The sequence below is a fragment of the Cryptosporangium phraense genome (genome assembly GCF_006912135.1).
GTDB lineage: Bacteria > Actinomycetota > Actinomycetes > Mycobacteriales > Cryptosporangiaceae > Cryptosporangium > Cryptosporangium phraense.
Genome location: NZ_VIRS01000001.1, coordinates 385636 through 412342, shown reverse-complemented (window position 1 = coordinate 412342; position 26707 = coordinate 385636). Strand labels below are relative to the sequence as shown.

Sequence of the window (26707 nt, the reverse complement as noted above, 5' to 3'; positions counted from 1 at the left end):
CGCTCACCTCCAGTGTGTATCGACGGGGCGAGCCGCGGGACCCCTTGTCCGGGTAGTGGCAGGGTGGGTCACAGCGGTCGTCGAGAGAGGTGGCGTCATGGCGGGTCGGGGAGTGCTCATCATCGGGGCGAGCCTGGCGGGCGGCAGCGCCGCGCTCGCGCTGCGGGAGAACGGCTACGACGGGCCGGTCACGCTGGTCGGCGACGAGAAGGAAGCCCCGTACGAGCGGCCGCCGCTCTCCAAGCAGGTCATGCAGGGCGAACGCGACCAGCCCGACTGGGTGCTGGCCGACGGCGACGCTTCCGCCTGGGCCGCCCAGGACATCACGTTCCGGTCCGGCCGGCGCGCGACCGGTATCGACGCGGCCGCGCGGACCGTGACGCTCGACGACGGCGACGTGCTGGGCTACGAGTCGCTGGTGCTGGCGACCGGTTCCGAGCCGCGCCGGCTGTCGATCCCGGGGTCCGACCGCGCGCACACGCTCCGGACGCTCGACGACTCGCTGGCGATCCGGCGCGCGGCCGAGGCCGGCGGGCGGGTGGCGATCATCGGCGGCAGCTGGATCGGGTGCGAGGTCGGCGCGTCGCTGCGCCGGCACGGCTGCGACGTCGAGATCGTCGAGAAGGCGCCCGGGCTGCTCTCGATCCTGGGCTCGGACGAGGTGAGCGCCCGGTTGCTCGACCTGCACCGCGCCCAGGGCGTCGCCGTCACGCTGGGCGCGGACGTGCGGGAGGTGACCGCGGACGGGGTCGTGCTGGCGGATCGGGTGGTGGAGGCGTCGCTGGTCGTCCAGGCGGTCGGCGTCGCCCCGCGGCTGGACCTGGCCCGGGCCGCGGGCCTGGCCGAGGCGGCCGGGGGAGTCGCGGTGTCGTCGACGCTGCGGACGTCGGACCCGCACATCTGGGCGGCCGGGGACATCGCCGCGGTCGACCATCCGCGGTACGGGAAGCCGGTGCGGGTCGAGCACTGGGACGTGGCCGCGAAGCACGGCCAGTACCTCGGAAAGGCGCTGACCGGCTCGTCCGAGCCCTACACGCGGGCGCCGTACTTCTTCTCCGACCAGTACGAGCTCGGGTTCGAGTACCGGGGCTGGGTGGAGCCGGGGGCGTCGGCCGAGGTCGTCGTGCGCGGGGCCGACCCGGCCGGGTCGTGGTACGCGTTCTGGCTGGTCGACGGCGCGGTGCAGGCGGTGCTGAACGCGAACGCGTGGGACGACGGCGACGCGATCTGGAAGCTGGTGAACGGACGGGCGAGCGTCGAGAAGGCCCGGTTGACCGATCCGTCGGTGCCGCTGGCCGAGCTCACGTAACAGCTCTGTGTGCGGAACCTTATTCCTGACTGGCCCGGGTGACGGTGGTAGACGCGGTACCGGAGAATAGCCGTGTGCCACCCTCTCATCGGCGTCCGGGACGCCCCAATGTCCTGATCATCGTGGTGTGTGCCGTCGTCGCGGTCGCCGCCCTCAGCATCGGGGGGTGGATCGTCGCGTCCGGCTCCGACGACGACTCGGACGGGGCGAAACCCGGCGCGAGCTCGGCTCCGACGGCCGCGGCCCAGCTGAACACGAAGAAGGGGGCCGCGCTCAACCCGTTCGGGCCGGTGACCGAGGCGCTGAAGGACTCCGGCGTGAGCTGGTACTACGACTGGGACGGATCCCCGCAGGGGATCAAGGCACCGTCCGGCGTGCAGTACGTGCCGATGATCTGGGGCGACAAGGCGGCGAACGACCCCAAGACGCTCGCCGCGGTGAAGAAAGAGGGCAACACGCTGCTCGGGTTCAACGAGCCCGACTTCGAGAGCCAGTCGAACATGACGCCGGACGAGGCGCTCGAGCTGTGGCCCAAGCTGGAGGCGACCGGCATGCGGCTGGGCAGCCCGGCCCCGGCGAACGGCGCGGCCGACGACGGCAGCTGGTTCGACGAGTTCATGAAGGGCGCGGAGGAGCGCGGGTACAAGATCGACTTCATCGCGCTGCACTGGTACGGCGGAAACTTCGAGACCGAGGAAGCGGTCGCGGGCCTCAAGGAGTACCTGCAGGCGGTCTACGACAAGTACCAGAAGCCGATCTGGCTCACCGAGTACGCGCTGATCAACTTCGCCAACGGCGGGGCCGACGTCGCGTCGGAAGACCAGCAGGTCGCGTTCGTGAAGGCGTCGACCGAGATGCTGGACGGGCTGTCGTTCGTCGAGCGGTACTCGTGGTTCAAGTTCTCGCCGCCCAAGAAGGGCGGCCAGGCCGGGACGACGCTCTACAACGACGACGGCTCGACCACGCCGATGGGGGACGCCTACCGCGATGCGGGCTGATAGTTGTGGGGGCCGCGTGACCCGCGTGCACGCCGGTAACGGAGACTAGTAGGGTGTCGCCCTCACACAGACCCTCGCACCGGCGCCCGCCCCCGCGTCACGCCCGCCTGATTCTCGCGGTGTGCGCCGGGTTCGCTGTGGTGGCGCTCAGCGTGGGCGGGTGGGCGCTCGCGTCGGGCCCCGACCGTGACGTGGCGGCGGTCGTCGACGCGAACGGCGTGCCGGTGCGGCCGTCCGGAACGTCGTCGGCGCAGCCGCGGGTCTCGATCGGGCCGGCGCAGTCGGGCACCGGCAAGAGCCCGTCGCCGCGCGCGTCGTCGTCGCGCGGAACGCACCGGTCGGTGTCGAGCAAGAAGGGCGCCGCGCTGAACCCGTTCGGCGCGGTCCGGTCCTCGCTCGCCGACTCCGGTGTGACCTGGTACTACGACTGGGACGCGTCCCCGCAGGGCATCGCCGCGCCGGCCGGCGTCCAGTTCGTGCCGATGATCTGGGGCGCCAAGCTGGCGAACGACGAGACGCTGGCCGCCGTGAAGGGGCGCGGCGACACGCTGCTCGGGTTCAACGAGCCGGACTTCGAGAGCCAGTCGAACCTGTCGCCGTCGGCCGCGCTCGACCTCTGGCCGAAGCTGCAGGCGACCGGGATGCGGCTGGGCTCGCCGGCTCCGGCGTTCGGGGCGGCCGACGACGGGAGCTGGTTCGACCAGTTCATGCAGGGCGCGAAGAGCCGCGGGTACCGCGTCGACTTCATCGCGCTGCACTGGTACGGCGGCGACTTCGACACGTCGAACGCGGTCGAGCAGCTGAAGCGGTACCTGCAGCGGACGTGGGACCGCTGGCACAAGCCGATCTGGCTCACCGAGTACGCGCTGATCAACTTCTCGAACGGCGCGGAGGTGGCGTCGCCGGAGGAGCAGGTGGCGTTCGTGAAGGCGTCGACGGCGATGATGGACGGGTTGTCGTTCGTCGAGCGGTACTCGTGGTTCAAGTTCTCGCCGCCCAAGGAGGGCGGCCAGGCCGGGACGACGCTGTACAACGAGGACGGGTCGAAGACGCCGATGGGCGACGCCTACCGCGCGGCCGGTTAGAACCAGCGGAACTCGACGCTGACCCGGATGCTGACCGGCATCACCAGGATCGGCACGACGACCGGTACCGGCACGTAGGTCGGCTCACCCCCGACCGGCCGCCACGCGGCCGTCGGCGCGTCCGCGGCCTCGACCGGCCGGGCCGACGCGGGCTGAGGCCAGGCCGACGCCGGACGCGCGGCCACCGGCCGGGCCGGAGCCGGGTAGGCCCGGGCCGGGCGGGCCGGAGCTGGGGCCGGCATCGGGGGAGCGGGGCGTGGGCGGTCGAGGCGGGTGCTCTGAGCGTGGTAGACCGCCGGGCGGGCCGGGGCCGCCGGCACCAGTTCGGCCTCGACCGGCACCGGCGGCTCGGCCCGATCGAAGAACGACGGGCGCGCTGGGAAGTGGAACTCGTCGTACGACATGCCAACCCCCGATAAACGGCATTTACCCCACAATACGCCCAAAAGTATGAGTCACCAGCACCACAGACTCCCCGGGCCCGGCCCCCCGCCACCGATGCGGCACCCCACCGCCCCACTCCAGGACGTCCCGGGCCCGCAACACCGATCGCCCGGCCGGCAACTCCACCTCCACCACGCCCGCCGCCACGTACAGCATCTCCGCGTGCTCGTGCCGGAAGAACTGGCCGAACTCCCGGGGCAGCAACCGGAACTCGGTCAGCGCGAACTGCCCCGGCACCTCGGCCAGCAACCGGGCCGAGCCCCCGTCGTCGTCCACCGGTAGTTCGACGTCCGGTGTCGCCTCGGCCAACAGTGCCTGCTGGGACGTGTGCAGCGCCTCGGCCACCAGGAACAGCGACCGCATGCTGCCCCGCGTCCGCCCGCGCTCGAGCTGGCTCAGGAACGGGTGGGACAGCCCCGTCACCGCGGCGACCTGCACCAACGTCAGCCCGAGAGAGCGCCGCCGACGGCGGATCACCTCACCGACGGCGCGGGCCTGCGGGCTCGCCTGGCGCATGGGTCCCCCCGGAAATCTCGTCGTGCACGCGTTGAAACATTCGGTGCTTAGCCTCGCCGATGTTCACCCGGTCAACATTCTCGCAGGGGAGTTGCCGTGCTCGATCCCTCCGCACTCCGCCCCGGCGAGCCCGTCGCGCTGCTCCGCGACGTCCGGACCCTGGCCGGGGAGACCGTCGACCTGCAGATCGTCGACGGCCGGGCCGCCGCGGCCGCGGACGCCGAACCGGAGATGCCCGGCGCGGTCGTCGACGCCACCGGGTGGCTCGTCTTACCGGCCCTGGGCGAACCGCACGCCCACCTCGACAAGGCGCTCACCGTCGACCGCGGCTCCAGCCGGCTCAACAGCCTGCTCGACGCCGTCGACCAGTGGCACCGGATGCTCCCGGACATCAACGGGCCGGACGTCCGGGAACGGGCCGAGCGGGCGCTGGCGCAGTACGCGGCGGCCGGCGTCACGGCGATCCGGACCCACGTGGACGTCCCCCCGGACGGCGACGCGCTCCGCTGCCTGCGCGCGGTGCTCGAACTCCGGGACGAGGTCGCCGACCGGATGACCGTGCAGGTGATCCCGCTGATCTCGCCCGCCACCCCGCTCCCGGTGATCGAGGCCGCGGTCGCCGAGGGCGTCGACGGGATCGGCGGCGTCCCGCACCTGGCCGACGATCCGGCCGCCGAGACCGCCCGGCTGCTCGACGTCGCCGAGCGGTCCGGACTACCGGTCGACCTGCACACCGACGAGGCGCTCGACCTGCACGGGCTCGACCTGGAGGATCTCGCCCGCCAGGTGCTGGCCCGCGGGCTGGAGCAGCGGGTCACGGCCAGCCACTGCGTCCGGCTCTCGCTGCTGCCGCCGGAGCGCCTGGCGACGACGCTCGACAAGGTCGCCGAGGCGGGGATCGGCATCGTCGTGCTGCCGCAGACCAACCTGTTCCTCCAGGGGCGCGACCGCCGGCACTCGGTACCGCGGGCGATCGCACCGGTCCGGGCCATGCTCGAGGCCGGGATCGAGGTCGCGGCCGGGGGCGACAACCTGCGTGACCCGTTCAACGCGGTCGGGCGCGGCGATCCGCTGGAGACCGCGTCGCTGCTGGTGGCGGCCGCGCACGTGCATCCGGGGGAAGCCCTGGAGGCGGTCACCGGCGGGGTCCGCCGGGTTCTGGGCCTGCCCGACGCCGATTCGGTCGCCGACCTGGTCCTGGTCCCGGCGCAGAGCCTCACCTCGATCGTGGCCGGGCCGGGCGACGCCCGGGTCGTGCTGCGCGGCGGCACGGTGCTGGCCAGCACCCGCGTCGAGCGGGCCACCGCGCTCACCCGCGAGCCCCAGGAGGTGTGATGTCAGCCCTGGACTTCCGGGACGTCAGCAAGGTCTTCGCCACCGGCGTCACCGCGCTGCGCAACGTCGATCTGTCGGTCCGGCCGGGGGAGTTCGTGGCCGTCGTCGGGCCCTCGGGCTGCGGCAAGAGCACGCTGCTGCGGCTCGCGGCCGGGCTCGACCGGGCGACCGACGGCACGGTCGACGTCACCGCCGACACCACGAGCTTCGTGTTCCAGGATCCGACGCTGCTGCCCTGGCGGTCGGCGCTCGGCAACGTCGCGCTCGTCGGCCGGCTGAAAGGCGTCCCCAAGAAGGAACGGACCGAGCAGGCCGCTGAGGCCCTGGCCCTCGTCGGCCTGGCCGACTTCGCGAAGTCCCTCCCGCGGCAGCTGTCCGGCGGGATGCGGATGCGGGTGTCGCTGGCCCGCGCGCTGGTCGCGGACCCGCAGCTGGCGTTGTTCGACGAGCCGTTCGGCGCGCTGGACGAGATCACCCGCCTCGGGATGCAGACCGAACTGCAGCGGCTGTTCGAGCTGCGTGGCTTCGCCGGGCTGTTCATCACGCACTCGGTCAGCGAGGCCGTCTACCTCTCGACCCGGGTCGTGGTGATGACCGGACGCCCGGGCCGGATCGCGGCCGAGATCCCGGTGCCGTTCCCGCATCCGCGCTCGCCCGAACTGCGCTACACGCCCGAGTTCGCGGCGCTGACCGGCGAGGTCTCGCACGCTCTGGAAGGGCACCACTCATGAGCACCGCCACGCTGGTGGAGACCCGGCCGGTCACGACGCCGAGGAAGAAGCGCCGGCTGACCCGGTCGGTGCTGCCGGTGCTGGTCGCGCTGGCCGGCGGGCTGGGCCTCTGGTACGCGGTCACGTACCTGGTGCTCAGCGAGCAGCGCCGGTTCCTGCTGCCGCCACCGCACGAGGTGGTCCGGGTCGCGTTCGGGGATCCGGTCCACCTGCAGCCCAAGCTCGAAGCGCTCGCGCTGACGACCAGGGTGGCGCTCACCGGGCTCGGCATCGCGGTGGTGCTCGGCATCCTCACCGCGGTGCTGATGAGCCAGGCCGACTTCCTCGAGCGGGCGATCTTCCCGTACGCGGTGATCATCCAGACCGTGCCGATCCTGGCCATCGTGCCGCTGATCGGGCTGTGGTTCCAGTTCGGATTCACCAGCCGGGTGATCGTCTGCGTGATCATCGCGCTGTTCCCGATGATCTCGAACACGCTGTTCGGCATCCACTCGGCCGACCGGGACGCGCACGACCTGTTCACGCTGAACAAGGCCAGCCGGTGGCAGCGGCTGGTGCTGCTCCAGCTCCCGGCCGCGGTGCCGTCGATCTTCACCGGCCTGCGGACGTCGGCCGGGCTGGCGGTGATCGGCGCGGTCGTCGGAGACATGTTCTTCCGCCAGGGCGAGCCGGGCATCGGTGGCCTGCTCGACACCTACCGGTCGCGGCTGCAGTCCGAGGACCTGATCGGCGCGATCTTCCTCGCCTCGTTCCTCGGCGTAGCGATCTTCGCCGTCTTCACCGCGCTCGACCGGGCCGTCGTCGGCCGCTGGTACGGCACTTCTCGCTAGGAGACCCCCATGAAGAGACTCATCACCGCCGGACTCCTGCTCTCGCTACTGGCCGCCTGCTCCTCTGGAAGCGACTCCGCCGGCACCGGCGAGAACACGGCCACCGCGGCGGCGACCGGCTCGGCCCAGGACCTGTCCGGCGTCTGCCCGGCGACCGTCGTCGTCCAGATGGACTGGGAACCGGAGGCCGAGCACAGCGCCGCATACGCGCTGATCGGCGGCGGCTACACGGTCGACACCGCGAAGAAGCGGGTCAAGGGCCCGCTGGTGAGCGACGGCGTCGACACCGGCGTCGACATCGAGGTGCGCGCCGGTGGCTCGGCGATCGGCTTCCAGTCGGTGACGTCCCAGATGTACGTCGACCCCACGATCCTGCTCGGCTCGATCACCACCGACCAGGCGATCTCGGCGTCCGGAAAGCAGCCGGTGACCGCGGTCGTCGCGCCGCTGAACAAGAGCCCGCAGATGCTGATGTGGGACCCGAAGAGCCACCCGGACGTCAAGACCGTGGCCGATCTGGGGAAGAAGAACGTCACGATCGTCGTCTCCGAGGGCACGCTCTACGCCGAGTTGCTGGTGAAGAAGGGCCTGATCAAGAAGTCGCAGATCGACACCAGCTACGACGGCGCCCCGGCCCGGTTCGTCGGCGACCCGAAGATCGCCCAGCAGGGCTTCGCGACGGCCGAGCCGTACATCTACGAGAAAGAGGTGACGGCCTGGGGCAAGCCGGTCTCGTACCAGCTGCTCGCGGACGTCGGCTACAACGTCTACCCGGAGCCACTCTCGGTGCGCAGCGGCGATCTGCAGAAGAACGCGGCCTGCCTGAAGAAGCTGGTGCCGATCCTCCAGAAGGCCCAGGTGTCTTACCTGAAGGATCCGTCGGCGACGAACGAGCTCATCACGGACGTCGTCACCAAGTACAACGACGGCTGGACCTACTCGAAGGGCGTCGCCGACTACGCGGCCAAGGAGATGGCCGACCTGAAGATCGTGACCAACGACGCCAGCGGGCCGCTGGGCGGGATGGACCCGGCCCGGGTGCAGCAGTCGATCGACACGTTCGCGCCGTTGCTGCAGGCCAGCGGCGGCACGCCGAAGGCCGGGCTGAAGGCCGCCGACATCGTCGACACCCAGTTCCTCGATCCCGCGGTGAAGCTGTGATCACGAAGGCACCGCTACCGGCGACGCCGACCGCGTTGCAGATCGCCGACTTCGTGCGGTCGGTCGGCCCGGAGCTCGTCCGGACCGACGCCGCCGAGTTGATCAAACTCAGCTCGGACTGGTCGAGGATGTCGCCGGTGCTGCAGGAGAAGCTGCCGCCGGGCCGGTACACGGCCCAGCTCGTGGTGGCTCCCGAGTCGGCCGAGGACGTCCCGCGGATCCTGACCGCCGCCTACGAGACCGGGGTCCCGATCACCCCGCGCGGCGCCGGGACCGGCAACTACGGCCAGGCGACGCCGTTCGCCGGCGGCGCGGTGCTCGACCTCCGTCGCTGCAACCGGGTGCTCGAGGTCGGCGACGGGTTCGTGCGGGTCGAGCCGGGCGCGAAGCTCACCGACGTGGACGCGGCGGTGCGCGCGGCCGGGCAGGACCTGTGGATGTTCCCGTCGACGAAGGGCTCCACGGCCGGCGGGTTCGTCGGCGGCGGGAGCGCGGGCACCGGCACGATCGAGCACGGCACCACGTACGACGGGTACGTCCGCTCGCTGACCGTGGCGCCGTGCGACGGGAGCTCGTCGACCTTCACGGCGGACGGCGTCGAAGCGCTGCCGTACGTCCACGCCTACGGGGTCACCGGCATCCTGACGTCGCTCACGCTGGCGACCGAACCGGCCCGGGACTGGCGGGCGGTGTACCTCGCGGCCGACGACTACACGACCGGGACGACGATCCTGCGGGGGCTGCGCGCGTTCGGCCCGCGGCTGGCGTCGATGGACGAGGTGCCGCTCGTCGCGCACCTGCCGTCGTCGTACGTGGACCGCGACCGGATCAGCGTCCGGGCGATCCTGCCCGCCGACACCGTGACCGAAGCCTGTGACCTGGCGTACGACCTCGGCGGCACGGTCTCGGCCGTCGTCGAGGGGGTCGAGGCCACCGACCTGCTCTCCGGCATGTCGTACAACCACCCGGTCTACTTTCTGCAGCAGTCCGGGTACCGGTGCTTCCACCTGGAGAGCGCCGGTGACCCGCTCTGGCAGGCTCCGGACGCGATCCGCTCGCTGCTGCCCCACGTGCTGTTCCACCTGGAGCTGGGGCATCGCGGGGTGCAGGCGATGATCGTCGCGGACTACGTCGACGAGGAGCAGGTGCTCGCCGGGATCGAAGGCCTGGAGGCGATGGGCGTCGCCGTGCACAGCCCGCACCAGTGGTACGTCGACCGGCAGTTGCCGGTGATCCGGGCCGTCGCGCCCCGGGTCGACCCGCGCGGGCTGCTCAACCCGGGGAAGCTGGCATGAACTTCATCGACCGGACCGGGCCCGAGCTCGGCGCGCTCGACCCCGACACCGTGATCGTGCTGCCGCTGGGCTCGATCGAGCAGCACGGGCCGCACCTGCCGGTGTCGACGGATCTGACCGTGGCGTCGTCGGTGGCCTCGGCCGCGGTCGAGGCCGCCGAGGTGGAGACGCTGCTGCTCCCGGCGCTCTCGTACACGAAGTCGGACGAGCACGCGTGGTCGCCGGGCACGATCTGGGTGTCGTGGGACACGCTGATGCGCACGCTGGTCGACATCGGACGATCGCTGGCGACCACCCCGGCGCGCAGGTTGGTGCTGCTGAACGCGCACGGGGGCAACTCGGCGCTGGCGGCCGTGGCCTGCCGGGAGCTGCGTCGGGAGTTCGGCTTGCAGACGTTCCTGGCCCACCCCGGGCTCTCTGCTCCTCCGGACGAGCGGGGGCTGGGCATTCACGGCGGGCACTCCGAGACGTCGATCATGCTGCACCTGCGTCCGGATCTCGTGAAGATGGAGCACGCCCGGCGGTGGGTGCCCGAGCACCTGGCCGACTACGAGCACATCGGGTTCGGCAAGCCGGTGAGCTTCGGCTGGCTGTCGTCGGACTTCAACTCCGACGGCGTCCTCGGGGACGCGTCGACCGCGACCGCCGCGCACGGTAAGGAGCTGTTCGAGACCGCGGTCGGCACGATCGCGTCCGTGCTGGGCGAGGCCCAGCGGTTCCGTCCGTCGTGAGGGTCGTCGGCGCGGTGCGCCTCTGGGATGCGTTCTCCGAACGCACGGGGGTGCTGACGTGCGATCCGGTGACGGGTGTCTTTTCGGACGCGGTGGCGGACGACGAGGTACTGGACGCGGACGGGTGCGTGATCACGCCCGGGCTGGTGAACGCGCACCACCACCTGCTGCAGAGTGCTTTCCGGACGTTGCCGGGCACGCGTGGGGTGCCGATGCGCGAGTGGCTCGGGGTGATGGGGGCCGCGTACCGGCGGACCGGGATCACGCCCGAACTGGCCGGGGCGGCGGCGTCGGTGGGGCTGGCCGAGTCGCTGCTGCGCGGGGTGACCACGGTGGCCGATCACCAGCTGACCTGGCTGGGCTCGTCGGTGTCGGCGGATCTCGAGGTGGCGGGCGCGGTCGCGTCGGCGGCCCGGGCGCTCGGCGCGCGTCTGGTGTTCGTGCGGGGGAGCGCCGGGGACGACCCGGCGCGGGCGGCCGAGTCGGCGGCGGCGCTGGTCACGGCGCTGCCCGACGTGCAGGTGGCGGTCGGGCCCGCGGGCGTGCACAGCGACTCGAAGGAGACGTTCGCCGCGCTGGCCGAGGTTGCCACCGAGTACGGGTTGCGGCGGCGGACGCAGGCGAACGAGCAGGTGGACGTCGAGATCGCGGAGGAGAGGTACGGGCGGCGGCCGCTGGACCTGCTGGAGGAGTGGGGCTGGCTCGCGCCCGACGTCACGCTCGCGCACCTGTGCGGGATCACCGGACCGGAGGTCCGGCGGGTCGCGGACGCCGGGGTGAGCGTGACGCACGCCCCGGGGTGCGACCTGCCGATGGGCTGGGGGGTGGCGCCGATGGCGGCGCTGGCCGACGCCGGGGTGGCGGTGGGATTGGGAACCAGCGGAGGCGGCTCGAACGACGCGGGTCACCTGCTGGCCGACGCGCGCCTGGCGATGCAGGTGGCGCCGCTGGCCGGGCGGGCCGTCGCGGCGCGGGAGGTGCTGTCCTGGGCTACGGCCGGCTCGGCGGCCGGCCTGGGGCGCGCGGAGCTGGGGTCGCTGGCGGTGGGCGCGGCCGCGGATTTCGCGTGCTGGGACGTGGGTGGGGTGGCCGACGCGGGGGTGGCGGACCCGGTGGCGGGATTGTTGTGGGCCGATCCGGGGCGGCGGCCTCGGCACGTGGTGGTGGGTGGGCGGGTGGTCGTGCGGGATTACCGCTTGGTGACCGCCGACGACGTGGAGATCGCCCGGAACCTCCGCCGTCTGCTCTAGCCGGGGGGTTGTTCTAGCCGGGGGGTTGTTCTAGCCGATCGGCGATTCGGTCGTGGAGCGCGGTGTACGCGTCGATGCGTGCGCGCAGCGAGGCGCGCCCGGGGCGTCGAGTTGGTGGAGCGCGCGAGTTCGCCGATGTGCACGCCTCCGACTATCCCAGCGTGATCACGACGAGGCCGGTGAACCGGCCCGCGAACAATCCGCGCAGGGCGTCCGGGGCGGCGTCCAGGCCGTGGACCACGGAGTGCGGTGGGTCGACCGCCAGCGTGCGGTACTCGGGTTCGAGGTGGCGATGGGCGGCCAGGTCGAGCCCGACCATGGTCACGCCTCGGCCGATCACGCCGAGGAGGTCGAGCGGTGCCGGGGTAGCGCCGCCGAGCTGCTGCGCGAGGGCTCCGACCAGCGCGATGCGCCCGCCGGGGCGCATCGCGGCGACCGGAGGCTCGCCCACGAGGTCGATGGCGACGTCGATGTCGGCCGGGCGGGTTTCGGTTTGTCGGTCGAAGGCCTCGTCGTAGCCGAAGGCGGCGGTGAGCGCCGCGACCTTCTCCGGCGTTCCGGCGCTCCCGACCACCCGGGCGGCCCCCAGCGCCTTGGCCAGGCGCGCCGCCGTGCTCCCGACCGCGCCGGCCACGCTCGACACGTACACGGTCTCGCCGCTCCGGAGCCCGGCCGCCCGCAGAGCCCCGTACGCGACGAACCCGCTGGACAACGCGCGCAGCTCGGCGCCCGGCTCGACGATCTCGAACCGCTCGGTGATCGCGTGCTCCCGCCACCCGAGACCGTGGCTCACCAGCGTCCCGACCGGCGCGCCGTCCCCGGCGATCACCTCGCCGACGGCCTTCCCGAACAGCGGCTCACCGACCCGGTACCCGGGCAGCGGACCGGTGCCGTCGAGCAGCGTCCGCATCACCGCCCCGAGCGCCATCCACCGGTTGCGCACCAGCACGTGCCCCGGCCCGGGCTCGGCCAACTCCGTCTCGACCACGACCAACTCGTCCGGCCCCGCGAGCCGCACTTCCCTCGTCCGCATGAGGGAGATGCTCGACCCTCACCCGAGCGTCAAGGTCAAGCGCCGTCCTTCGGGCCGTAGGCCCGGTGTCGAGCACGACCGATCACCTCGACCGGACTCAGCGCGGCGGGCGGGTGCCCCGGCCGTCCAAGAGCGGGCGGGTCGGGTCCCACGCCGCACCCCGGCGGCGGGCGGCCATCCCGGACAGCGCCTCGAGCACGATCCGGTTCCCGAGGAACGCGGTCACCTCGGCGTGGTCGTACGGCGGCGACACCTCCACGACCTCCAGCCCGGCGATCGGCAACTCCAGGCTGAGCCGCCGGACCGCGTCCAGCAACTGCCGGGACGTCAGCCCGCCCGGCTCGGGCGTCCCGGTGCCCGGCGCCATCCCCGGGTCGACGACGTCCACGTCCACCGACAGGAACACCGCGTCGCAGTCGTCGAGCGCGAGCCGCGACGCCTCGGCGAGCACCGTGTCGAGCCCCCGGGCGACGATCTCGCCCATCTCGTACGAGCGCATGTACTGGTCGGCCATCCAGTCGAGGGTCTCCGGCCCGGGCCAGTACCCGCGCAGCCCGATCTGGATGAACCGGTCGCCGCGCACCGCCCCGGACTCGATCAGCCGGCGCATCGGCTGCCCGTGCCCGTGCAGGTGCCCGAACTCGACGTCCCCCGTGTCGGCGTGCGCGTCGAAGTGCAGCACCGCGACCCGGCCGAACCCGTGGTGCTGGGCCACGCCGGTCACGTCCGGTAACGCGATCGTGTGATCGCCGCCGAGGATCACCGGCACCGCGCCACTCGTCGCGATCGTCGCCACCGCGTTCTCGATCGCCTTCAGGCTCCCGTCGATGTCACCGGCGAACGTCTCGACGTCGCCGGCGTCCATCACCCGGAGATCGCGCAGCGGATCGACGCGGAGCGCCAGCGACGGACGGGAACCGTCGTGCGGGTTGTAGTCGGTCGTGCGGATGGCCTGCGGGCCGAAGCGCGCGCCGGGCCGGTGGCTGACGCCACCGTCGAACGGCGCGCCGAGGACGACGACGTCGGCGTCCGCGTAGGACTCGGGCTCGTCGAGCGCGCAGCGGTCGACGCCGAGGAACGTGACGTCGGGGCCGAACATCGATCCGTAGCGGGGCACGAGGTTTCCCTTCCTGACTTTAAAATCAGGTCAGAGACTACGGCGCGGAGGCGGCGGAAGGGAAGAGGAGAAACCAGAGGTTTACGTGCGTGAGAAGCTCGACTTATGAGCACGAGTGACGCACGGGAGCGGATTCTCCAGTCGGCGCTGGAGCTCATCGCCCGCGACGGATTCGACGGCGTGCGGCTCGCCGACATCGCCCAAGGCGCCGGAGTGTCGACCGCGCTGCTGCACTACCACTTCGCGTCCCGGGCGCAGCTCCTCACCGACGCGCTCGCGCAGTCGCTCAGCGCCGCCGAGCGCCGCCTGGAGCACCGCACCGCCGACGCCCGGCGGACCCGCGCCGACCAGCGGTTCGCCGATTTGATCGACTTCGGACTGCCGCTGACACCCGAGGACGTGCTGGAGTGGCGGCTCTGGGCCGAACTCGAGCACCGCGCGTCCGGTTCGCCGGAACTCGCCCGGAGCCTCGCCGCGCTCAACGACCGCCTGCTGCGGCCGCTCGCCGCCGCGGTCGCGTCGGGACTGGAAGAGGGTCAGTTCTCCGGGTGCGATCCGGACGACGTGGCGACGGTCGCATTGGCGCTGCTGGGGGGCCTGGCGACGAGGCTTTCGGCGGGTGATCCGGGGTTGAGCGTGGGGAGGGCTCGGCGGTTGGCTGGTCGGCAGTTGGCGTTGGCGGTGGGGTATGAGGGGGAGTTGCCGTTCCAGCCGTTGCCGCCGTTGCCGCCGGCGCCGGCGGCGGCGCCGTCGTCCGCTTCGGTGGAGGGGGCGCCGATCGCGCGCCGCCGCCGCGCCCCGAAGGCGTCGGCCCGCCCCTGAAGGCGGAGGCCTTCTTCTGCGCGTCGGCCGGCGCGGGCGGGAGGCGGGCGCCTTCTCCGCGCGGTGGGAGGTGGGCGCCTCCCTCACGAGGCGGGAGGCGGCCGTGGCGGAAGGCGCGGGCATGGCCGGCGCCGCGGGCGTGGGGGACACGCGGGCACGGCCGGAGGGGCGCTCCTGGTCGGCGTGCACGGCGGGCAGGCGCGGGGAGTCGGCGTGGGCGGGCGATGACGGCCGTGCTCAGCGGGTGACGGCGGCCGGTGTGCGCTCCCGGGCCAGCGGTACCAGCGCGACGAGCAGAAGCATCGCGGCGACCGGCAGCAGATCGAGCGTCGCCACGATCGAACAGAAGCCGCACACGGCAAGAACCGGACTCCACCACGGGACGCGCCGGGACACCGCCAGCAGCACCAACAGCACGGCCAGCCCGATCGGGAACAGCGGCGACAGCGGGTCGACGACGCGGTCGGCCCCGGACTCGTACTGTTCCCGGACCGCGTGCATGGCCTCGTGATCGGAGGCCCGGAGCCCGACCACGATGTCGATCACCACGGTCTTCACGAACGCGATCAGTCCGACCAGGGTCGCGGCCGCCGCGACCGCCCCCGGAACGGTGTTCAGTCGGCGTCGCACGTCCAGGGCGATGAGTCCGAAGATCAGTAAGGAGGCCAGGAACAGCAGGTGGCCGGTAGTCCAGGCCGGGCCCGGTCCGTGGGCCCCGTCCCGCCCGTCGATCAGCCGGATGACGCCGTAAGCGAGCAGCAGCAGTGGAGCAGCGATGTACATGGCCCGATCGTCGGCGGGCGGCGGGCGCGTCCACATCGCCGTCAGGAGCCATCTGGACGGATCCCTCCGGCGGCTGAGTCCTGGTCGGCTGAGTTCTCGTCGGCCGAGTTCTTGTCGGCTGAATTCTTGGCGGCTTAGCTGTCGGCGGCCGAGTCGCTGGCGGCGCTGCCGGGCACGATCAGGCCGGTTTCGTACGCGGCGATCACGGCCTGGATCCGGTCCCGCAGACCGAGCTTGCCCAGCACGCTGCTCACATGCGTCTTGACCGTGTGCTCGCTGACCACCAGCGCCGCCGCGATCTCGGCGTTCGAGAGCCCGCGCCCGAGGAGCAGTAAGGTCTCCCGCTCGCGAGCGGTCAGCGCATCCAGGCGGTGCGGCGTCACCACCCCGGCCGCGCGCTGCCGGACGACGTCCGCGATCAGCCGCTGCGTCACGGTCGGCGCCAGCAGCGCCTCGCCGGAGGCGACGACCCGGACCGCGTGCACCAGGTCGTCGCGCCGGAGATCCTTGAGGAGGAACCCGCTGGCGCCCGCGTAGAGCGCGTCGTACACGTAGTCGTCCTGGTCGAAGGTCGTCAGCATGACGACCTTCGCGGTCGTCTCCGCGCAGATCCGGCGCGCGGCCCGCAGCCCGTCCATCCCGGGCATCCGGACGTCGAGCAGGACGACGTCGGGGGAGAGGTCGTGTGCCGCTGCCACGGCCGCGCCCCCGTCGCCGACCTCGGCCACGACGTCGAAGTCCGCTTGAGCCTCGAGGATCATCGCGAACCCGCTGCGCACGAGCTCCTGATCGTCCGCCACCACGATCCGAATCACCCCCGACCTCCGGCGCGCCGACCCGAGCCACCCGGCAAGACCCCAAAGCGAGGCCCCGCGAAAGCCCCGCCCGCCGCCCCACCGTCCACGCCGCCGGCCGTCGCGGTACTGGCGGTCGCGCTGGTGGCGGGGGTGCCGGCAGTCGCGGTGCCGCCGGGTACGGCGCTGGCGACCGTGCTGGTGGTAGTCGCTGTGCCGACGGTCGCGGTGCTGGTGGTGGGCGTAGTGCCGGTGGCCGCGTTGCCGGCGGTCGTGCTGCCGCCGGTCGTGCTGCTGGTGGTGGCGGTTGCGGTGGTGCCGGTGACCGTGGGGTTCGCGAGCGCGCTGGTGGCGGGCGTGGTGGCAGCGGTCGCGGTGGTGGCGGTCGCGCTGGTGGCGGGGGTCGAAGCGGCGGGGGTGGTGGCGGTGGAGGACGTGGCGGAAGCGGACGGCGCCGCCGTGACGGACGAGGTGGTGGGGGCCGGCGTGGTGATGACTGGTGATGCGGCTAGGGCTAGCGGGGTGTCGGCCGGCGTGGTGGTGACTGGCGGCGCGGGGGTTCGCGCCCGGGGGGACTGGTTCGGTGGTGGCGCGGGAAGGAAGCGCGGGAAGCCAGGCCCGAACGACGAACCCACCGCCCTCCGCCGGCCCGGCGGATGCCCACCCGCCGCACGCCGCCGCGCGCTCCCGCACCCCGATCAGCCCCTGTCCGATCCCGCCGCGACCACCGAGCCTTCCAGCGCCGACCGCTGCCGCGCCAACCGCGACCGGATCCATACCGACCGCACCGGCGCCGACCATGCCCGCCTCGGCCCCGGCCGCACCCGGCCGAGCCGCGCCGATCCCGGCTGCATCCCTGTCGATCGCACCGGTGCCGACCGTGCGCGCCTCGGCCGCGCCGGCCCCGGCCAGACCCGCCCGAGCCGCGCTGACTCCGGCCGCATCCCTTTCGGCCGCGCCCGCCCCGGCCACATCCCTTCCGGCCGCGCCGGCCCCGGCCACCTCCGCCCAAGCCGCGCCGGCCACCCCCGCCTGAGGCGCACCGGCCACCTCCGCCCGAGCCGCGCTGACCCCGGCTGCATCCCCGCCGGCCCCGGCTAACCCGGCCCGGGCCGCCCCGGCCACCCCGGCCCCGGCTCCGGCCGGGCTCGCCTCGGACGCACCGATCTCCCGGGCGCTCGCTGCGGTCGGCTCGCGGCCCCTGGCGACCGGTCCGGCGCTCGATGACACCGCTTGGCCATCGTCTCGGACGGACACCTTCAGGCCGCCCGGCTCCCAGTCGAGCCGGATCTCCACCGCCCTCGCGGAGGCGTGTCTCACCGCGTTCGTGAGCGCCTCCTGGACGATCCGGTACGCGGCCAGCTCCGCGTCCGGCGGGAGGGGCACCGGCGCGCCTGTCACCTCCGTCGTCACCCGCAGGTGCGTCGCGCTGACTCGCGCCACCAGGTCGGGAATCGCGGCGACCGTCGGCTGCGGCGCGAGCTCAGCGACGTCCGAATGGGCCTTGAGAACGCCCAGGGAGCGGCGGAGCTGCACCATCGCATCGCGGCCGGCGGCCGCGATCGCCTCGAAGGCGCGCTCGGCGCGCTCGGGGTCGGACCGGACCACGACCGGACCGGCCTCGGCCTGCACGACCATCACGCTCACCGCGTGGGCGAGCACGTCGTGCATGTCGCGCGCGATCCGGGCGCGCTCCTCCGCGGCGGCGCGGGCGGCGTCGGCGGCCAGCCGACGCTCCAGATCGGACGCACGGGCGGCCAGCGCGTCGCTCCGCTCGCGATTCGCCCGGGCGAGCGTGCCGAGCAGCCACGCGGCGATCGGCAGCAGCATCGTGAACAGGAACTCGGGCAGCGTGTTGTGCTTGATCCAGATCGCGCCGGGCGGGATCAACAGACACTGCCCGACCAGCACGCCCCACCGCTGCCACCGGTGCCGGGCCAGGTCGGCGACCGTATATCCGGCGACGAGCGCGCCGTACTGCAGCATCTGCCCGGGCCGGGCGTACGCCGAGGCGAGCAGCCCGGCCGCGAACACGGCCAGCGCGGCGGCGAACGGAGCCCGCCTTCGCCAGACCAGCGGCACCACCGTGCCGGCGTTGAGCAGCACGCCCAACACCGTGACGTCCGAGGCGCTGACGAGCTGCCCGGTGACCGGCACCGCGACGAACGCGGCCACCAGGAGATCGACGCGGTACCGGGCCGGCACCGATCCAGTGTGCACGGCACCCCCGACAGAAACCTCGCCCGCGCGAGGGATCCCCGCTATTCACCCGGACGGGCGGGAACCGTACGCTCCGGCGCTGTGGAACTAGCAGCGAAAGTCCTGGTCGGCGTGGTCGCGGTGATCCACGTGTACATCCTCGTGCTGGAGATGTTCCTCTGGCGTGGGCCGCGCGGGCAGCGGACGTTCGGCACGACGCCGGAATTCGCGGCCGAGAGTGCGACGCTCGCGGCGAACCAGGGGCTGTACAACGGATTCCTGGCCGCCGGCCTGATCTGGAGCCTGATCGCCGACGATTTCTCGTTCGCGGTGTTCTTTCTGCTCTGTGTGGTGGTGGCGGGCATTTACGGCGCGCTCACGGTCAGCCGCCGAATTCTCTATGTGCAGACGGTTCCGGCCGCGCTGGCCCTGGTAGCGGTGCTACTAGCGGGGTAAATTTCCGCCAACAATGCACAAGGCTAAAGGGACCCGATATGCGCACCCTCCGACCGGCTGACGCTGACGCATTCCGGATCAATGGCGATTTCGGGCGCTCGGGAATGCTGAAACTATTCGTCCGGAGTCGCACTTTCCGGATGACCTGTACTTTGCGCCTGATTCAGCGGCTGGCCGGCCGCGGTGGGCTCGCGCGCGTGGCCCTACTGCCGGCGCGGATCGCCCACCGGTACACGTCCGGCCGGGGCGCGGCCGACCTGCCCGCGGCGACGCGCATCGGGCCGGGGCTGGCGATCCAGCACGGCTGGGGTCTGGTCGTGAGCCCGGGCGCGACGATCGGCGCCAACGTCACGCTCTTCCACGGCGTGACGATCGGCCAGGCCGATTCGATCGCTCCCGACGGCACCCGCACGACCCGCTATCCGGTCATCGAGGACGAGGTCTGGATTGGACCGAATGCGGTCGTCACCGGGGGAGTCCGCGTCGGACGAGGCTCCCGGATCCTGGCCGGCGCGCTGGTCACGCACGACGTCCCGGCGCACTCGATCGTGCTGGGCAACCCGTCGGAGGTCGTCAAGAGCGGTTGCTTACCCGACGTCGTGAACCCGGTCGATCTGACCCTTTTCAGCTACGAGGCCCCGGCCGAGACGCCCGTCGGCTAGCTCTGGCCGAGGTGGCCGTACCGGGCCCGGAGCTCCCTCTTCAAGATCTTCCCGCTCGGATTCTTCGGCAACGCCTCCGCGATCACCACGTACTTCGGCGTCTTGAACCCGGCCAGCACCGACCTCCCGAACGCCAGCACCTCGTCCGGATCGAGACCGGGCTCTCGAGGGACCACGACCGCGGTCACCGCCTCCACCCAGTACGGATGGTCGATGCCGAACACCGCGACCTCGGCGATCCCCGCGTGCTGGTACAGCGCCTCCTCGACCTCACGGCTGGCGACGTTCTCCCCGCCCGTCTTGATCATGTCCTTCTTCCGGTCGACGACGCTCAGATACCCGTCGGCGTCGAACACCCCGAGGTCCCCGGAGTGGAACCAACCGTTGCGGAACGCGTCGGCGGTCTTCTCGTCGTCCCGGTAGTAGCCGAGGGTCGCGTGCGGGCTCCGGTGCACGATCTCCCCGACGACGCCGACCGGCACCGGCTGATCAGCCTCGTCCACCACGATCGTCTCGACGTTGATGGCCGGACGCCCGGCCGATCCCGCGTGCGGGATCTGCTCGTCGGGCCGGAGGATCGTCGCGAGCGGAGCCATCTCGGTCTGGCCGTAGAAGTTCCAGAAGCGGACGTCCGGCAGGCGCCGGGACAGCTCCTGCAGGATCTCGACCGGCATCGGGGATGCGCCGTAGTAGCCCTTGCGCAGCGTGGAGAGGTCGGTGCTGTCGAACTCGGGCGAGCGCAGTAACGCGATCCACACGGTCGGCGGGGCGAAGAACTTCGTCGCCCCGTGCTCCTCGATCGCCCGCAGGATCGCCGCGGGCGCCGGGGCGGGCAGGATGACGCTGGTCGCGCCGGTGTAGACGTCGACGTTGAGGAAGCAGTCCAGCTGCGCGCAGTGGTAGAGCGGCAGCGAGTGCACCTCGATGTCGTCGAACGTCATCTCGCCGTCGATCGCGCAGCTCGCGTACTGCCAGAGCAGCGCCCGGCTGGTGAGGATCGCGCCCTTCGGACGCGACTCTGTGCCGCTCGTGTACATCAGCCGGGTCGGGTCGTCGTCCGCGACCAGCACGTCCGGCGGCTGCGGCCCGTCGTAGTCGGTGAGCTCGGTGACGCTGGGCCAGCCGGGCTGGCCGTCACCGATCGCGAACCGGTGCGTCACGGTGCCGGCCGACGCGGCGATCGCCTTCTCCGCCGTCGAGGTCAGGGCGTCCTCGACGACGAACGCGGCCGCGCCGCTGTGGTCGAGGACGTAGGCGATCTCGTCCGGCCCGAGCATGAAGTTGATCGGGACGAGGACGACGCCCCGGCGGGCGGTCGCGTACTGGAGCACCGCGAACTGCCAGCAGTTGTGCGAGAGCAGCGCGAGCCGGTCGCCCTTCTCCAGCCCGGCCGCGTCGAGCCCGGCGGCGGTGCGGTCGACGACCGCGTCCAGCTCGGCGAACGTCAGGCGGGTGTCGCCGTCGATGATCGCGGTCTTGCTCCCGAACCGGCGCGCCGAGCGTCGGGGGAGGTCACCGAGCGTGTGCTGCCGAGCCTGGGCGACGATGTCCATCGCTGCATCGTCACACGACGGTCGGCTAGGGCAGAAGGGCCGTCGTCCGGTCGTCGGACTGGCCGTGGAAGTACTTGTCCAGGATTTTCCGGAATCCGCCGGCTTCCGGCTCGGCCGCGTCGAACAGCGTCATCGACGAGCGGAGCTTCATCGCGTCGACCGGGCCCAGGATCGTCGTGATGCTGCGCCCGTCGACGCCGAGGAGCGCGTCGACGGCCGCGTCGAGGCGCGCGCGGAGCACCGGGTGGGCCAGGTAGGCGCGGGCCTCGTCGAGCGAGCCGATCGCGTACCGACGGGCCATCGAGCTGCTGCCCAAGCCGTCGACCTGCGGGAACACGTACCACATCCAGTGGCTCACCTTCCGGCCGGCGCGCAGTTCGGCGAGTATCGAGTCGTACCCGTCGCCGCTGTCCTGGGCGCTCACGAACCTTTCCAGCCGGTAGTCCATGGGGCGAGCCTCTCGTCGCTAGAGTCGTGACCGTGCAGGTACGCGCGGTGACCCCGGTCGATTTACCCGGCATCCGCGCAATCAGTCGCGCCACCGATCAGCCCGACACCGAGTCGGGCGTCGAGGCGGCGTACGTCGAGCTGATTCTGACGATCGGGCGGGCGGTCGCCGCTCGCGGGTCGGAGGTGCTGGGGTGGGCCGGCGAGGTGCCGACCCCGTCCGGGACCCTGCTCACGGACCTGTTCGTCGACCCGGCCGTGCACGCCCGCGGAGTGGGCTCGGCGCTGCTCCGGGCGATGTGGCCGGCTCCGGCGGGCGGCCGGTACACGTTCAGCTCCAAGCACCCGGCCGCGCTGCCGCTCTACGTCCGCGCCGGGCTCGTCCCGTCCTGGCCGTTGCTGTACCTGAGCGGTCCGGCCGACCGTCTCCCGCTCGGCGTCCTCCGCGTCGACCGGGTCGACGCGCGCACCGCCGCGGCCGCGGTCGCGCGCCTCACCGGCTGGGGCCGGCCGCGGACGCCGCTGTTCGAGTACTGGACCCGCGCCGACGACGCCACCGCGCTCGTCGTCCGCGACGGGAGCCGCCTCGTCGCGGCCGGCGTCGGCTCACCCGCCGTGCTCACGCACCTGACCTGCCCCGACCGCGGGATGGCGGCCGGCGCCCTCTACGCGGCCGTCGCCGCCCTGGGGACCGCGGCGATCACGTTCGCGCTCCCGGGCCCGCACCCCGCCATGCGGACGCTGCTGGCCTGCGGCTTCCGCATCGATGATTTCGACGTCCACATGAGGACGCCGGATGTGACGCTACCGATCGGCGGGGTGTATTCCCCGGGCCTGGGCTGAGGTCGCCCAGGCAGCGGCGGTGAATCGGTGCGGGTCGTGGCGGTCGGTCGGGGTGTCGGTGGTCGGCATCGCGGTGGTGCGGCGGGAGCTGGTTCGGCCGGATGGACGGCGGGTGCCGTACCGGTGGCGTGGGCGGGGTCGGCCGGTCGCGCTTCGCGCGGATGAAGGCGAGCCAGCGGGAGGCGGCTACTCCGGGTCGGTCGGGTGCGCTGGTCGGCTGGCGCCGGTTGGCTGTGCTGGTCGGCTGTGCTGGTCTGGCGGTGCTGCGCGGGCTGCGTTGGTTTGGGTGCGGCGGGGCAGCGGCGCCCGGCGGTGGGAGTCCGGCGTCCAGCGGCTAGCGGCGGGCGGCGTCTGGCGGTAGGCGGCGGGTGGCGGCGTCTGGCGGGAGGCGGCGGGCGGCGGGTGGCGGCGTCTGGCGGGCGGCGGTGAGCAACCGTGTTGGGCAGGCCGCATTGCGGGGGTGGCCACGCCACGCACGAGTTGCCGCGTGGCGCCACGGGTCCGGATGTGGGGTGGCCGCGTCACGCAGGGGGTCGAGTCGGGGGGCTGGCCGTGTGGCGTCGGCGGTTCGGGTGTGGGGTGGCCGCGTCACGCGGGGTGTCGGGTCGCGGGGCTGGCCGCGTGGAGCCGGGGTCCGGGTGTGGGGTGGCGGTGTCACGCGGGTGTCGGGTCGCGGGGCTGGCCGTGTGGCGTCGGGGTCTGGGCGTGGGGTGGCGGTGTCACGCGGGGGGTCGGGTCGCGGGCTGGCCGCGTGGAGGGGGTAGGCCGAGTCGTGGGGTGGCCATGTCGCATGGTGTGGGGAGTCGCTTGGTCGGACGGCCGCGCTCGGTGGAACGCGCTGGAGCGGGCTCGGGCGGGGCGCGCTCCGCCCGGAGGCCGCCGCACGGCGGGCGGATGTTCGCGCCAAGCGGCCAGCCCGCGCACCGAGCTGAGCTGGGGAGCCACGTCGGTTCGGGCTGGGGAGCCAAGTCGGTCCGGGCTGGAAGCCACGTCGGGCTGGCCGGGAAGCCACGTCGGGCTGGCTGGGAAGCCACGTCGGGCTGGGCGGGGAGCCGGGCGGCGCGGGTGGGTCGGGTCGCGCGGTGGGTCGGATCAAGCGGGTGAGTCGGGCCGGGTGGGCGCCGTCGCGTCGGGTGGGTGCGCCTGGCGGGGCGAGTCGCGGCGCAGTGGCTGGATCGCGCCGGGCTGGTCAGGTCGCTGGGTGGCGACGTTGCAGCGCGGTGGGTGAGACCGCCTACCCGCGCCGGCGGGCAGGCGTTCTCGCCGTGGCCGGTGCGAGGTCAGGACTTGGCGGAGCGTGTCTCGGTGTCTGCGGTCGCGACGGAGGCGCGCTCGGCGGCGATCGGCGCCGGCTCGCCCAGCGCGGGCTCGCCCAGTTCCGCCGATTCATCGGCCTCGGTGCGCGCAGTCTCCTCGCGCAGGCCAGAAGCCGCAGCGCCCTCGTGAGCGCCGCCCTCGCGGACATCGGCCGCGCCGAGCGCGCCCTCACTAGCGCCGAGCGCGCCCTCACGAGCGCCCAGCGCGTCCTCGCGGACATCGGCCGCGCCGAACGCGCCCTCGCGACCGCTGGGCACCTCCTCGTGGACGTCGGCTGCGCCGAGCGCGTCCTCGCGGGCACCGGACCCCTGAGCGCCGGACTCCCGCGCGTCGGATCCCGAACCTGCGGACCCCGTAGCAGCGGATCCCAGAGCAGCAGAGCCGGCCCCCGAAGTAGCGGCCTCCCTCTCCCGGATCCGCTGATCCACCGCCGTCTTGGCCTCCAGCAACCCCGCCCCGGTCCGCTCCCGATAAGCCTTGATCGCCGCCACCGTCGCACCCTCGTCGAGATGCTCCTCCACCTCCGGATACACCGGCTCGCCGACCTCGACCCCCAAATGCTCGATCACCGCGTCCAGCTTGCGTTCGACCACCGCCAACTGCCGGCCGAGACGCACCTCCCGACGATCACGTCCGGCCGACGACACGGTGATCAACCCGATGCCGACGACCGCGATGCCTAACGCGACGAGCAAGGCGTAGTCCATACCCCCATTGAACCCGTAAACGGCAATCATCGAACCTGGTCAGCGCGCGGTGACCGAGATCTCGTTGCCGTAAGGCATACCGTATGTTCCGGTGGATCAGTGACGGATACCACGACTTCGGCCACCGACCTCATCACGGTGACCGGAACCGTACAGAAGCAGGCCTGGGCCGACCGCGTGCTGCCACCGGTCGAGGAGGTCCGCCCCGGGCTCTGGTCGGTGCCGACGCCGTTCCCGAACAACCCGCTGCGCTACGTGCTCGCCTATCTGGTCGAAACCCGCAAGGGCCTCGCCCTCGTCGACACCGGCTGGCACAGCGACGAAGCCTGGGACGGCCTGGTCGCGGGCGTCCGGCAGACCGGCCACGAACTCGAGGACATCGACGCGGTCCTGATCACGCACTTCCACGGCGACCACTTCGGACTCGCGTCCCGGGTCCGCGAAGTGTCCGGCGCCCGGGTCGCGATGCACACGCTCGACGCGAAGGCGATCCGCGAGTTCGGCTCGCTCCGCTCGTTCATCGACCAGGACCGGGCCTGGCTGATCCGCCGCGGGGTGCCGGACGACCAGCTCCCCGAGATGCTCCTCCCACCGTCCGCGACCGACGACGAGCCCCACTGGGACGACGACGCCGTCGACGTGCTGCTCGAGGACGGCGACCTCCCGATGGGCGCGGGCACCCCGCTCCGGGTCCTGTGGACGCCCGGCCACACCCCGGGCCACATCTGCTTCGCCCACACCGACCACGACGTGCTGCTCACCGGCGACCACGTGCTCCCGCGGATCAGCCCGAACATCAGCCCCAACCCGCTGACCGAGTCCGACACGCTCGGCGAGTTCCTCGCCTCGCTGGAGAAGGTCGGTCAGCTGGACGTCGGGGAGGTGCTGCCCGCCCACGAGTACCGGTTCGCCGGGCTGCCGGCCCGGGTGCGTCAGCTCCTGCACCACCACGATCAGCGGCTGGCCGAGATCCTGGCCGCCCTGGCCGACGACGACGGGCCGAGCACGGCCGCGGTCGCCGCGCAGCTGACCTGGTCGCGGCCCTGGGAGCAGAACCGCGGGTTCATCCGCCGCTCGGCGATCGGCGAGACCTACGCCCACCTCCTGCACCTCGAGCGCCGCAACCTGGTCACCCGGGGCCCCGGCGAAACCGACGCCTGGCGCCCGGTCTCAGGACGGTAGCCGGATCGGCGTCCAGACCTCGCCGTCGACCGTGTAGTAGAACCGCCCGTCCTGCATGCCGGTGCCGATCACCCGGCTCCCGGCCGCGTCCAGCTTCCACAGCGCCGGGGCTTCCTCCACCGCGAACGGGGCCGACGAGCGCGCCGCGGCGTCGAACACCCGGACCCCGCCGTTCGAGTCCACGATCACCAGCCGGGTGCCGAGCGCGGCGGCGTCCCGGCTGCCGCGCAGCGTCGAGCCGCGCAGCGACACGAGCCGCCAGGTCTTCCCGCCGTCGGCCGTCGCCGAGATCGCGCTCGGACGCAGCAGGCTCTCGTCGTCGACGCCGAACACCAGCAGGTACGCGGTCCGGCGGTCGACGGCCGCGACCTGGATGAACGTCCGCGGGGGAGCGGGCATCGCCGGGCGGAGGGTCCGCCAGTCGCCGTCCTCCCAGACCCGCAGCTGGGCGTTGCCGCCGACCACCCAGACCGAGCCGTCCCGGGCCCCCGACCACGAGATCGGCTGCCAGTCGAGCTGCTCGGGGAACGCGGTCGGCTGACCGGTCGCCGGCTCGTACCAGCCCATCGTCCGGGGCGTCGCGGCGACGGTGCCGCCGGTCACCTGCGTCCCCGCGGTGATCCGCAGCGGGACGCCGACCGGCGGCTCGGCCGGCCGGGCCAGTACGTCGACGGCCAGGCCGCGGTGCCAGCTCGCGCCGGCGTCGGTGCTCAGCCAGCGGCGCCGGCCGGCCTCGACGACGACCGTGCTCGGCCCGGCCGGGATCAGCTGGACGCCGGTGTCCCGGCCCAGCACGGGGTCCGGCACCGGAACCTCGCCCCACGACGTACCGCCGTCGAGCGTCCGCCAGAACCTGGGGTGGCAGGTCGTGTCGTCGCAGCGCGGGGTGAGGGCCCAGCCGTTGCGGTCGTCGGCGAACGCGACGAGGTTCGACGTCGTGCTCCACGGGGTCACCGGCGGCGCCGGTTCGGGGGAGGGCTTCTCCCGCTCCGGGCCGAACAGCGCGGCCGCGGCCGTCACGGCCACCGCGGCGGCGGCGATGCCGGCCACCGGTCCCCAGCGACGGCGGGACGAGGGCGGCGCTTCCGGCGCGGCGGGCTCCACGCT

General features: G+C 72.8%; 25 protein-coding genes and 1 pseudogene. 15 read left to right on the top strand and 11 right to left on the bottom strand.

The genetic code is table 11. The annotated features are described in order from the left end of the window. Positions 1-97: 97 nt before the first annotated feature. The 3 genes from FL583_RS01875 to FL583_RS01865 all read left to right on the top strand — a co-directional run bounded on the left by FL583_RS01875 (position 98) and on the right by FL583_RS01865 (position 3392). Entirely contained in the window at positions 98-1309 is a 1212-nt protein-coding gene (locus tag FL583_RS01875) for an NAD(P)/FAD-dependent oxidoreductase (RefSeq protein ID WP_142702650.1), read from the top strand. A 74-nt stretch (positions 1310-1383) separates the two neighbouring features. Next, positions 1384-2307 (top strand): glycoside hydrolase family protein, encoded by a 924-nt coding sequence (locus tag FL583_RS01870; RefSeq protein ID WP_170323435.1) that lies wholly within the window; start codon positions 1384-1386, stop codon positions 2305-2307. A 140-nt stretch (positions 2308-2447) separates the two neighbouring features. Continuing rightward, positions 2448-3392 carry a glycoside hydrolase family protein gene (locus FL583_RS01865; protein ID WP_205751775.1) on the top strand — a complete coding sequence of 315 codons (945 nt, stop codon included), beginning with the start codon at positions 2448-2450 and terminating at the stop codon, positions 3390-3392. Here FL583_RS01865 and FL583_RS01860 read toward each other — a convergent pair. After that, positions 3389-3796, bottom strand: coding sequence for a hypothetical protein (locus tag FL583_RS01860; protein WP_142702648.1), 408 nt, complete (start codon positions 3794-3796; stop codon positions 3389-3391). The two genes, FL583_RS01865 and FL583_RS01860, sit on opposite strands and share 4 nt — an antisense overlap. Before the next feature lie 22 nt (positions 3797-3818). Further along, positions 3819-4352 (bottom strand): helix-turn-helix domain-containing protein, encoded by a 534-nt coding sequence (locus FL583_RS01855; RefSeq protein WP_142702647.1) that lies wholly within the window; start codon positions 4350-4352, stop codon positions 3819-3821. Between the two features lie 96 nt (positions 4353-4448). Between FL583_RS01855 and FL583_RS01850 the strand changes: the two genes are divergently transcribed. From FL583_RS01850 to FL583_RS01820, 7 genes are read left to right on the top strand one after another with little or no spacing between them, the layout of a single operon-like run. Beyond that, complete coding sequence (locus FL583_RS01850; protein ID WP_142702646.1) at positions 4449-5687, top strand: amidohydrolase family protein; 1239 nt, start codon at positions 4449-4451, stop codon at positions 5685-5687. Then, positions 5687-6418: an ABC transporter ATP-binding protein gene (locus FL583_RS01845; RefSeq protein WP_142702645.1), complete on the top strand. Its 732-nt coding sequence runs from the start codon at positions 5687-5689 to the stop codon at positions 6416-6418. Before FL583_RS01850 ends, FL583_RS01845 begins: the two co-directional genes overlap by 1 nt. Then, entirely contained in the window at positions 6415-7248 is an 834-nt protein-coding gene (locus FL583_RS01840; protein WP_142702644.1) for an ABC transporter permease, read from the top strand. Before FL583_RS01845 ends, FL583_RS01840 begins: the two co-directional genes overlap by 4 nt. A gap of 9 nt (positions 7249-7257) precedes the next feature. Next, positions 7258-8409: a substrate-binding domain-containing protein gene (locus FL583_RS01835; RefSeq protein WP_205751774.1), complete on the top strand. Its 1152-nt coding sequence runs from the start codon at positions 7258-7260 to the stop codon at positions 8407-8409. Beyond that, positions 8406-9704 carry an FAD-binding oxidoreductase gene (locus FL583_RS01830; RefSeq protein ID WP_205751773.1) on the top strand — a complete coding sequence of 433 codons (1299 nt, stop codon included), beginning with the start codon at positions 8406-8408 and terminating at the stop codon, positions 9702-9704. Before FL583_RS01835 ends, FL583_RS01830 begins: the two co-directional genes overlap by 4 nt. Continuing rightward, positions 9701-10435, top strand: coding sequence for a creatininase family protein (locus tag FL583_RS01825; protein WP_142702643.1), 735 nt, complete (start codon positions 9701-9703; stop codon positions 10433-10435). Before FL583_RS01830 ends, FL583_RS01825 begins: the two co-directional genes overlap by 4 nt. Continuing rightward, positions 10432-11685 (top strand): amidohydrolase family protein, encoded by a 1254-nt coding sequence (locus FL583_RS01820; protein WP_142702642.1) that lies wholly within the window; start codon positions 10432-10434, stop codon positions 11683-11685. Before FL583_RS01825 ends, FL583_RS01820 begins: the two co-directional genes overlap by 4 nt. Positions 11686-11836: 151 nt before the next feature. Here the strand turns inward: FL583_RS01820 and FL583_RS01815 are convergent, their stop codons facing one another. Next, a complete protein-coding gene (locus FL583_RS01815) occupies positions 11837-12718 on the bottom strand; it encodes a zinc-binding dehydrogenase (RefSeq protein WP_142702641.1) in 882 nt (293 codons plus the stop codon). A 97-nt stretch (positions 12719-12815) separates the two neighbouring features. Next, on the bottom strand, positions 12816-13835 hold the full coding sequence (speB, locus tag FL583_RS01810) for an agmatinase (RefSeq protein WP_142702640.1): 1020 nt from the start codon (positions 13833-13835) through the stop codon (positions 12816-12818). A 105-nt stretch (positions 13836-13940) separates the two neighbouring features. Between speB and FL583_RS01805 the strand changes: the two genes are divergently transcribed. Beyond that, positions 13941-14657 carry a TetR/AcrR family transcriptional regulator gene (locus FL583_RS01805; protein WP_142702639.1) on the top strand — a complete coding sequence of 239 codons (717 nt, stop codon included), beginning with the start codon at positions 13941-13943 and terminating at the stop codon, positions 14655-14657. Positions 14658-14894: 237 nt separating this feature from the next. Here the strand turns inward: FL583_RS01805 and FL583_RS01800 are convergent, their stop codons facing one another. From FL583_RS01800 to FL583_RS42760, 3 genes and pseudogenes are all read right to left on the bottom strand, one after another. Then, a complete protein-coding gene (locus FL583_RS01800) occupies positions 14895-15440 on the bottom strand; it encodes a hypothetical protein (RefSeq protein ID WP_142702638.1) in 546 nt (181 codons plus the stop codon). A 134-nt stretch (positions 15441-15574) separates the two neighbouring features. After that, positions 15575-16255 carry a response regulator gene (locus FL583_RS42765; RefSeq protein WP_420843111.1) on the bottom strand — a complete coding sequence of 227 codons (681 nt, stop codon included), beginning with the start codon at positions 16253-16255 and terminating at the stop codon, positions 15575-15577. Between the two features lie 1182 nt (positions 16256-17437). After that, a pseudogene (locus tag FL583_RS42760) lies at positions 17438-18439 on the bottom strand (sensor histidine kinase); the annotation flags it as partial. Between the two features lie 96 nt (positions 18440-18535). Here FL583_RS42760 and FL583_RS01790 point away from each other — a divergent pair. Together FL583_RS01790 and FL583_RS01785 are read left to right on the top strand one after the other, a co-directional pair. Then, complete coding sequence (locus FL583_RS01790) at positions 18536-18889, top strand: DUF1304 domain-containing protein (protein WP_142702636.1); 354 nt, start codon at positions 18536-18538, stop codon at positions 18887-18889. Between the two features lie 197 nt (positions 18890-19086). Then, positions 19087-19551 (top strand): serine O-acetyltransferase, encoded by a 465-nt coding sequence (locus tag FL583_RS01785; RefSeq protein ID WP_205751772.1) that lies wholly within the window; start codon positions 19087-19089, stop codon positions 19549-19551. Here FL583_RS01785 and FL583_RS01780 read toward each other — a convergent pair. Both FL583_RS01780 and FL583_RS01775 read right to left on the bottom strand, forming a co-directional pair. Beyond that, a complete protein-coding gene (locus FL583_RS01780; RefSeq protein ID WP_142702635.1) occupies positions 19548-21104 on the bottom strand; it encodes an acyl-CoA synthetase in 1557 nt (518 codons plus the stop codon). The genes FL583_RS01785 and FL583_RS01780 overlap by 4 nt on opposite strands. Positions 21105-21129: 25 nt before the next feature. After that, positions 21130-21552 carry a DUF1810 domain-containing protein gene (locus FL583_RS01775; RefSeq protein ID WP_142702634.1) on the bottom strand — a complete coding sequence of 141 codons (423 nt, stop codon included), beginning with the start codon at positions 21550-21552 and terminating at the stop codon, positions 21130-21132. Between the two features lie 26 nt (positions 21553-21578). Here FL583_RS01775 and FL583_RS01770 point away from each other — a divergent pair, with 26 nt between their 5' ends. Continuing rightward, on the top strand, positions 21579-22394 hold the full coding sequence (locus FL583_RS01770; RefSeq protein WP_142702633.1) for a GNAT family N-acetyltransferase: 816 nt from the start codon (positions 21579-21581) through the stop codon (positions 22392-22394). 1280 nt (positions 22395-23674) lie between these two features. Here the strand turns inward: FL583_RS01770 and FL583_RS40710 are convergent. Beyond that, positions 23675-24448, bottom strand: coding sequence for a hypothetical protein (locus FL583_RS40710; RefSeq protein WP_205751771.1), 774 nt, complete (start codon positions 24446-24448; stop codon positions 23675-23677). Between the two features lie 69 nt (positions 24449-24517). On the opposite strand from FL583_RS40710, the gene FL583_RS01760 reads away from it, so the two are divergent. Further along, positions 24518-25600, top strand: coding sequence for an MBL fold metallo-hydrolase (locus FL583_RS01760; RefSeq protein WP_205751770.1), 1083 nt, complete (start codon positions 24518-24520; stop codon positions 25598-25600). Here FL583_RS01760 and FL583_RS01755 read toward each other — a convergent pair. Further along, a complete protein-coding gene (locus FL583_RS01755) occupies positions 25589-26704 on the bottom strand; it encodes a beta propeller repeat protein (RefSeq protein ID WP_142702632.1) in 1116 nt (371 codons plus the stop codon). The genes FL583_RS01760 and FL583_RS01755 overlap by 12 nt on opposite strands. Positions 26705-26707: the final 3 nt, after the last annotated feature.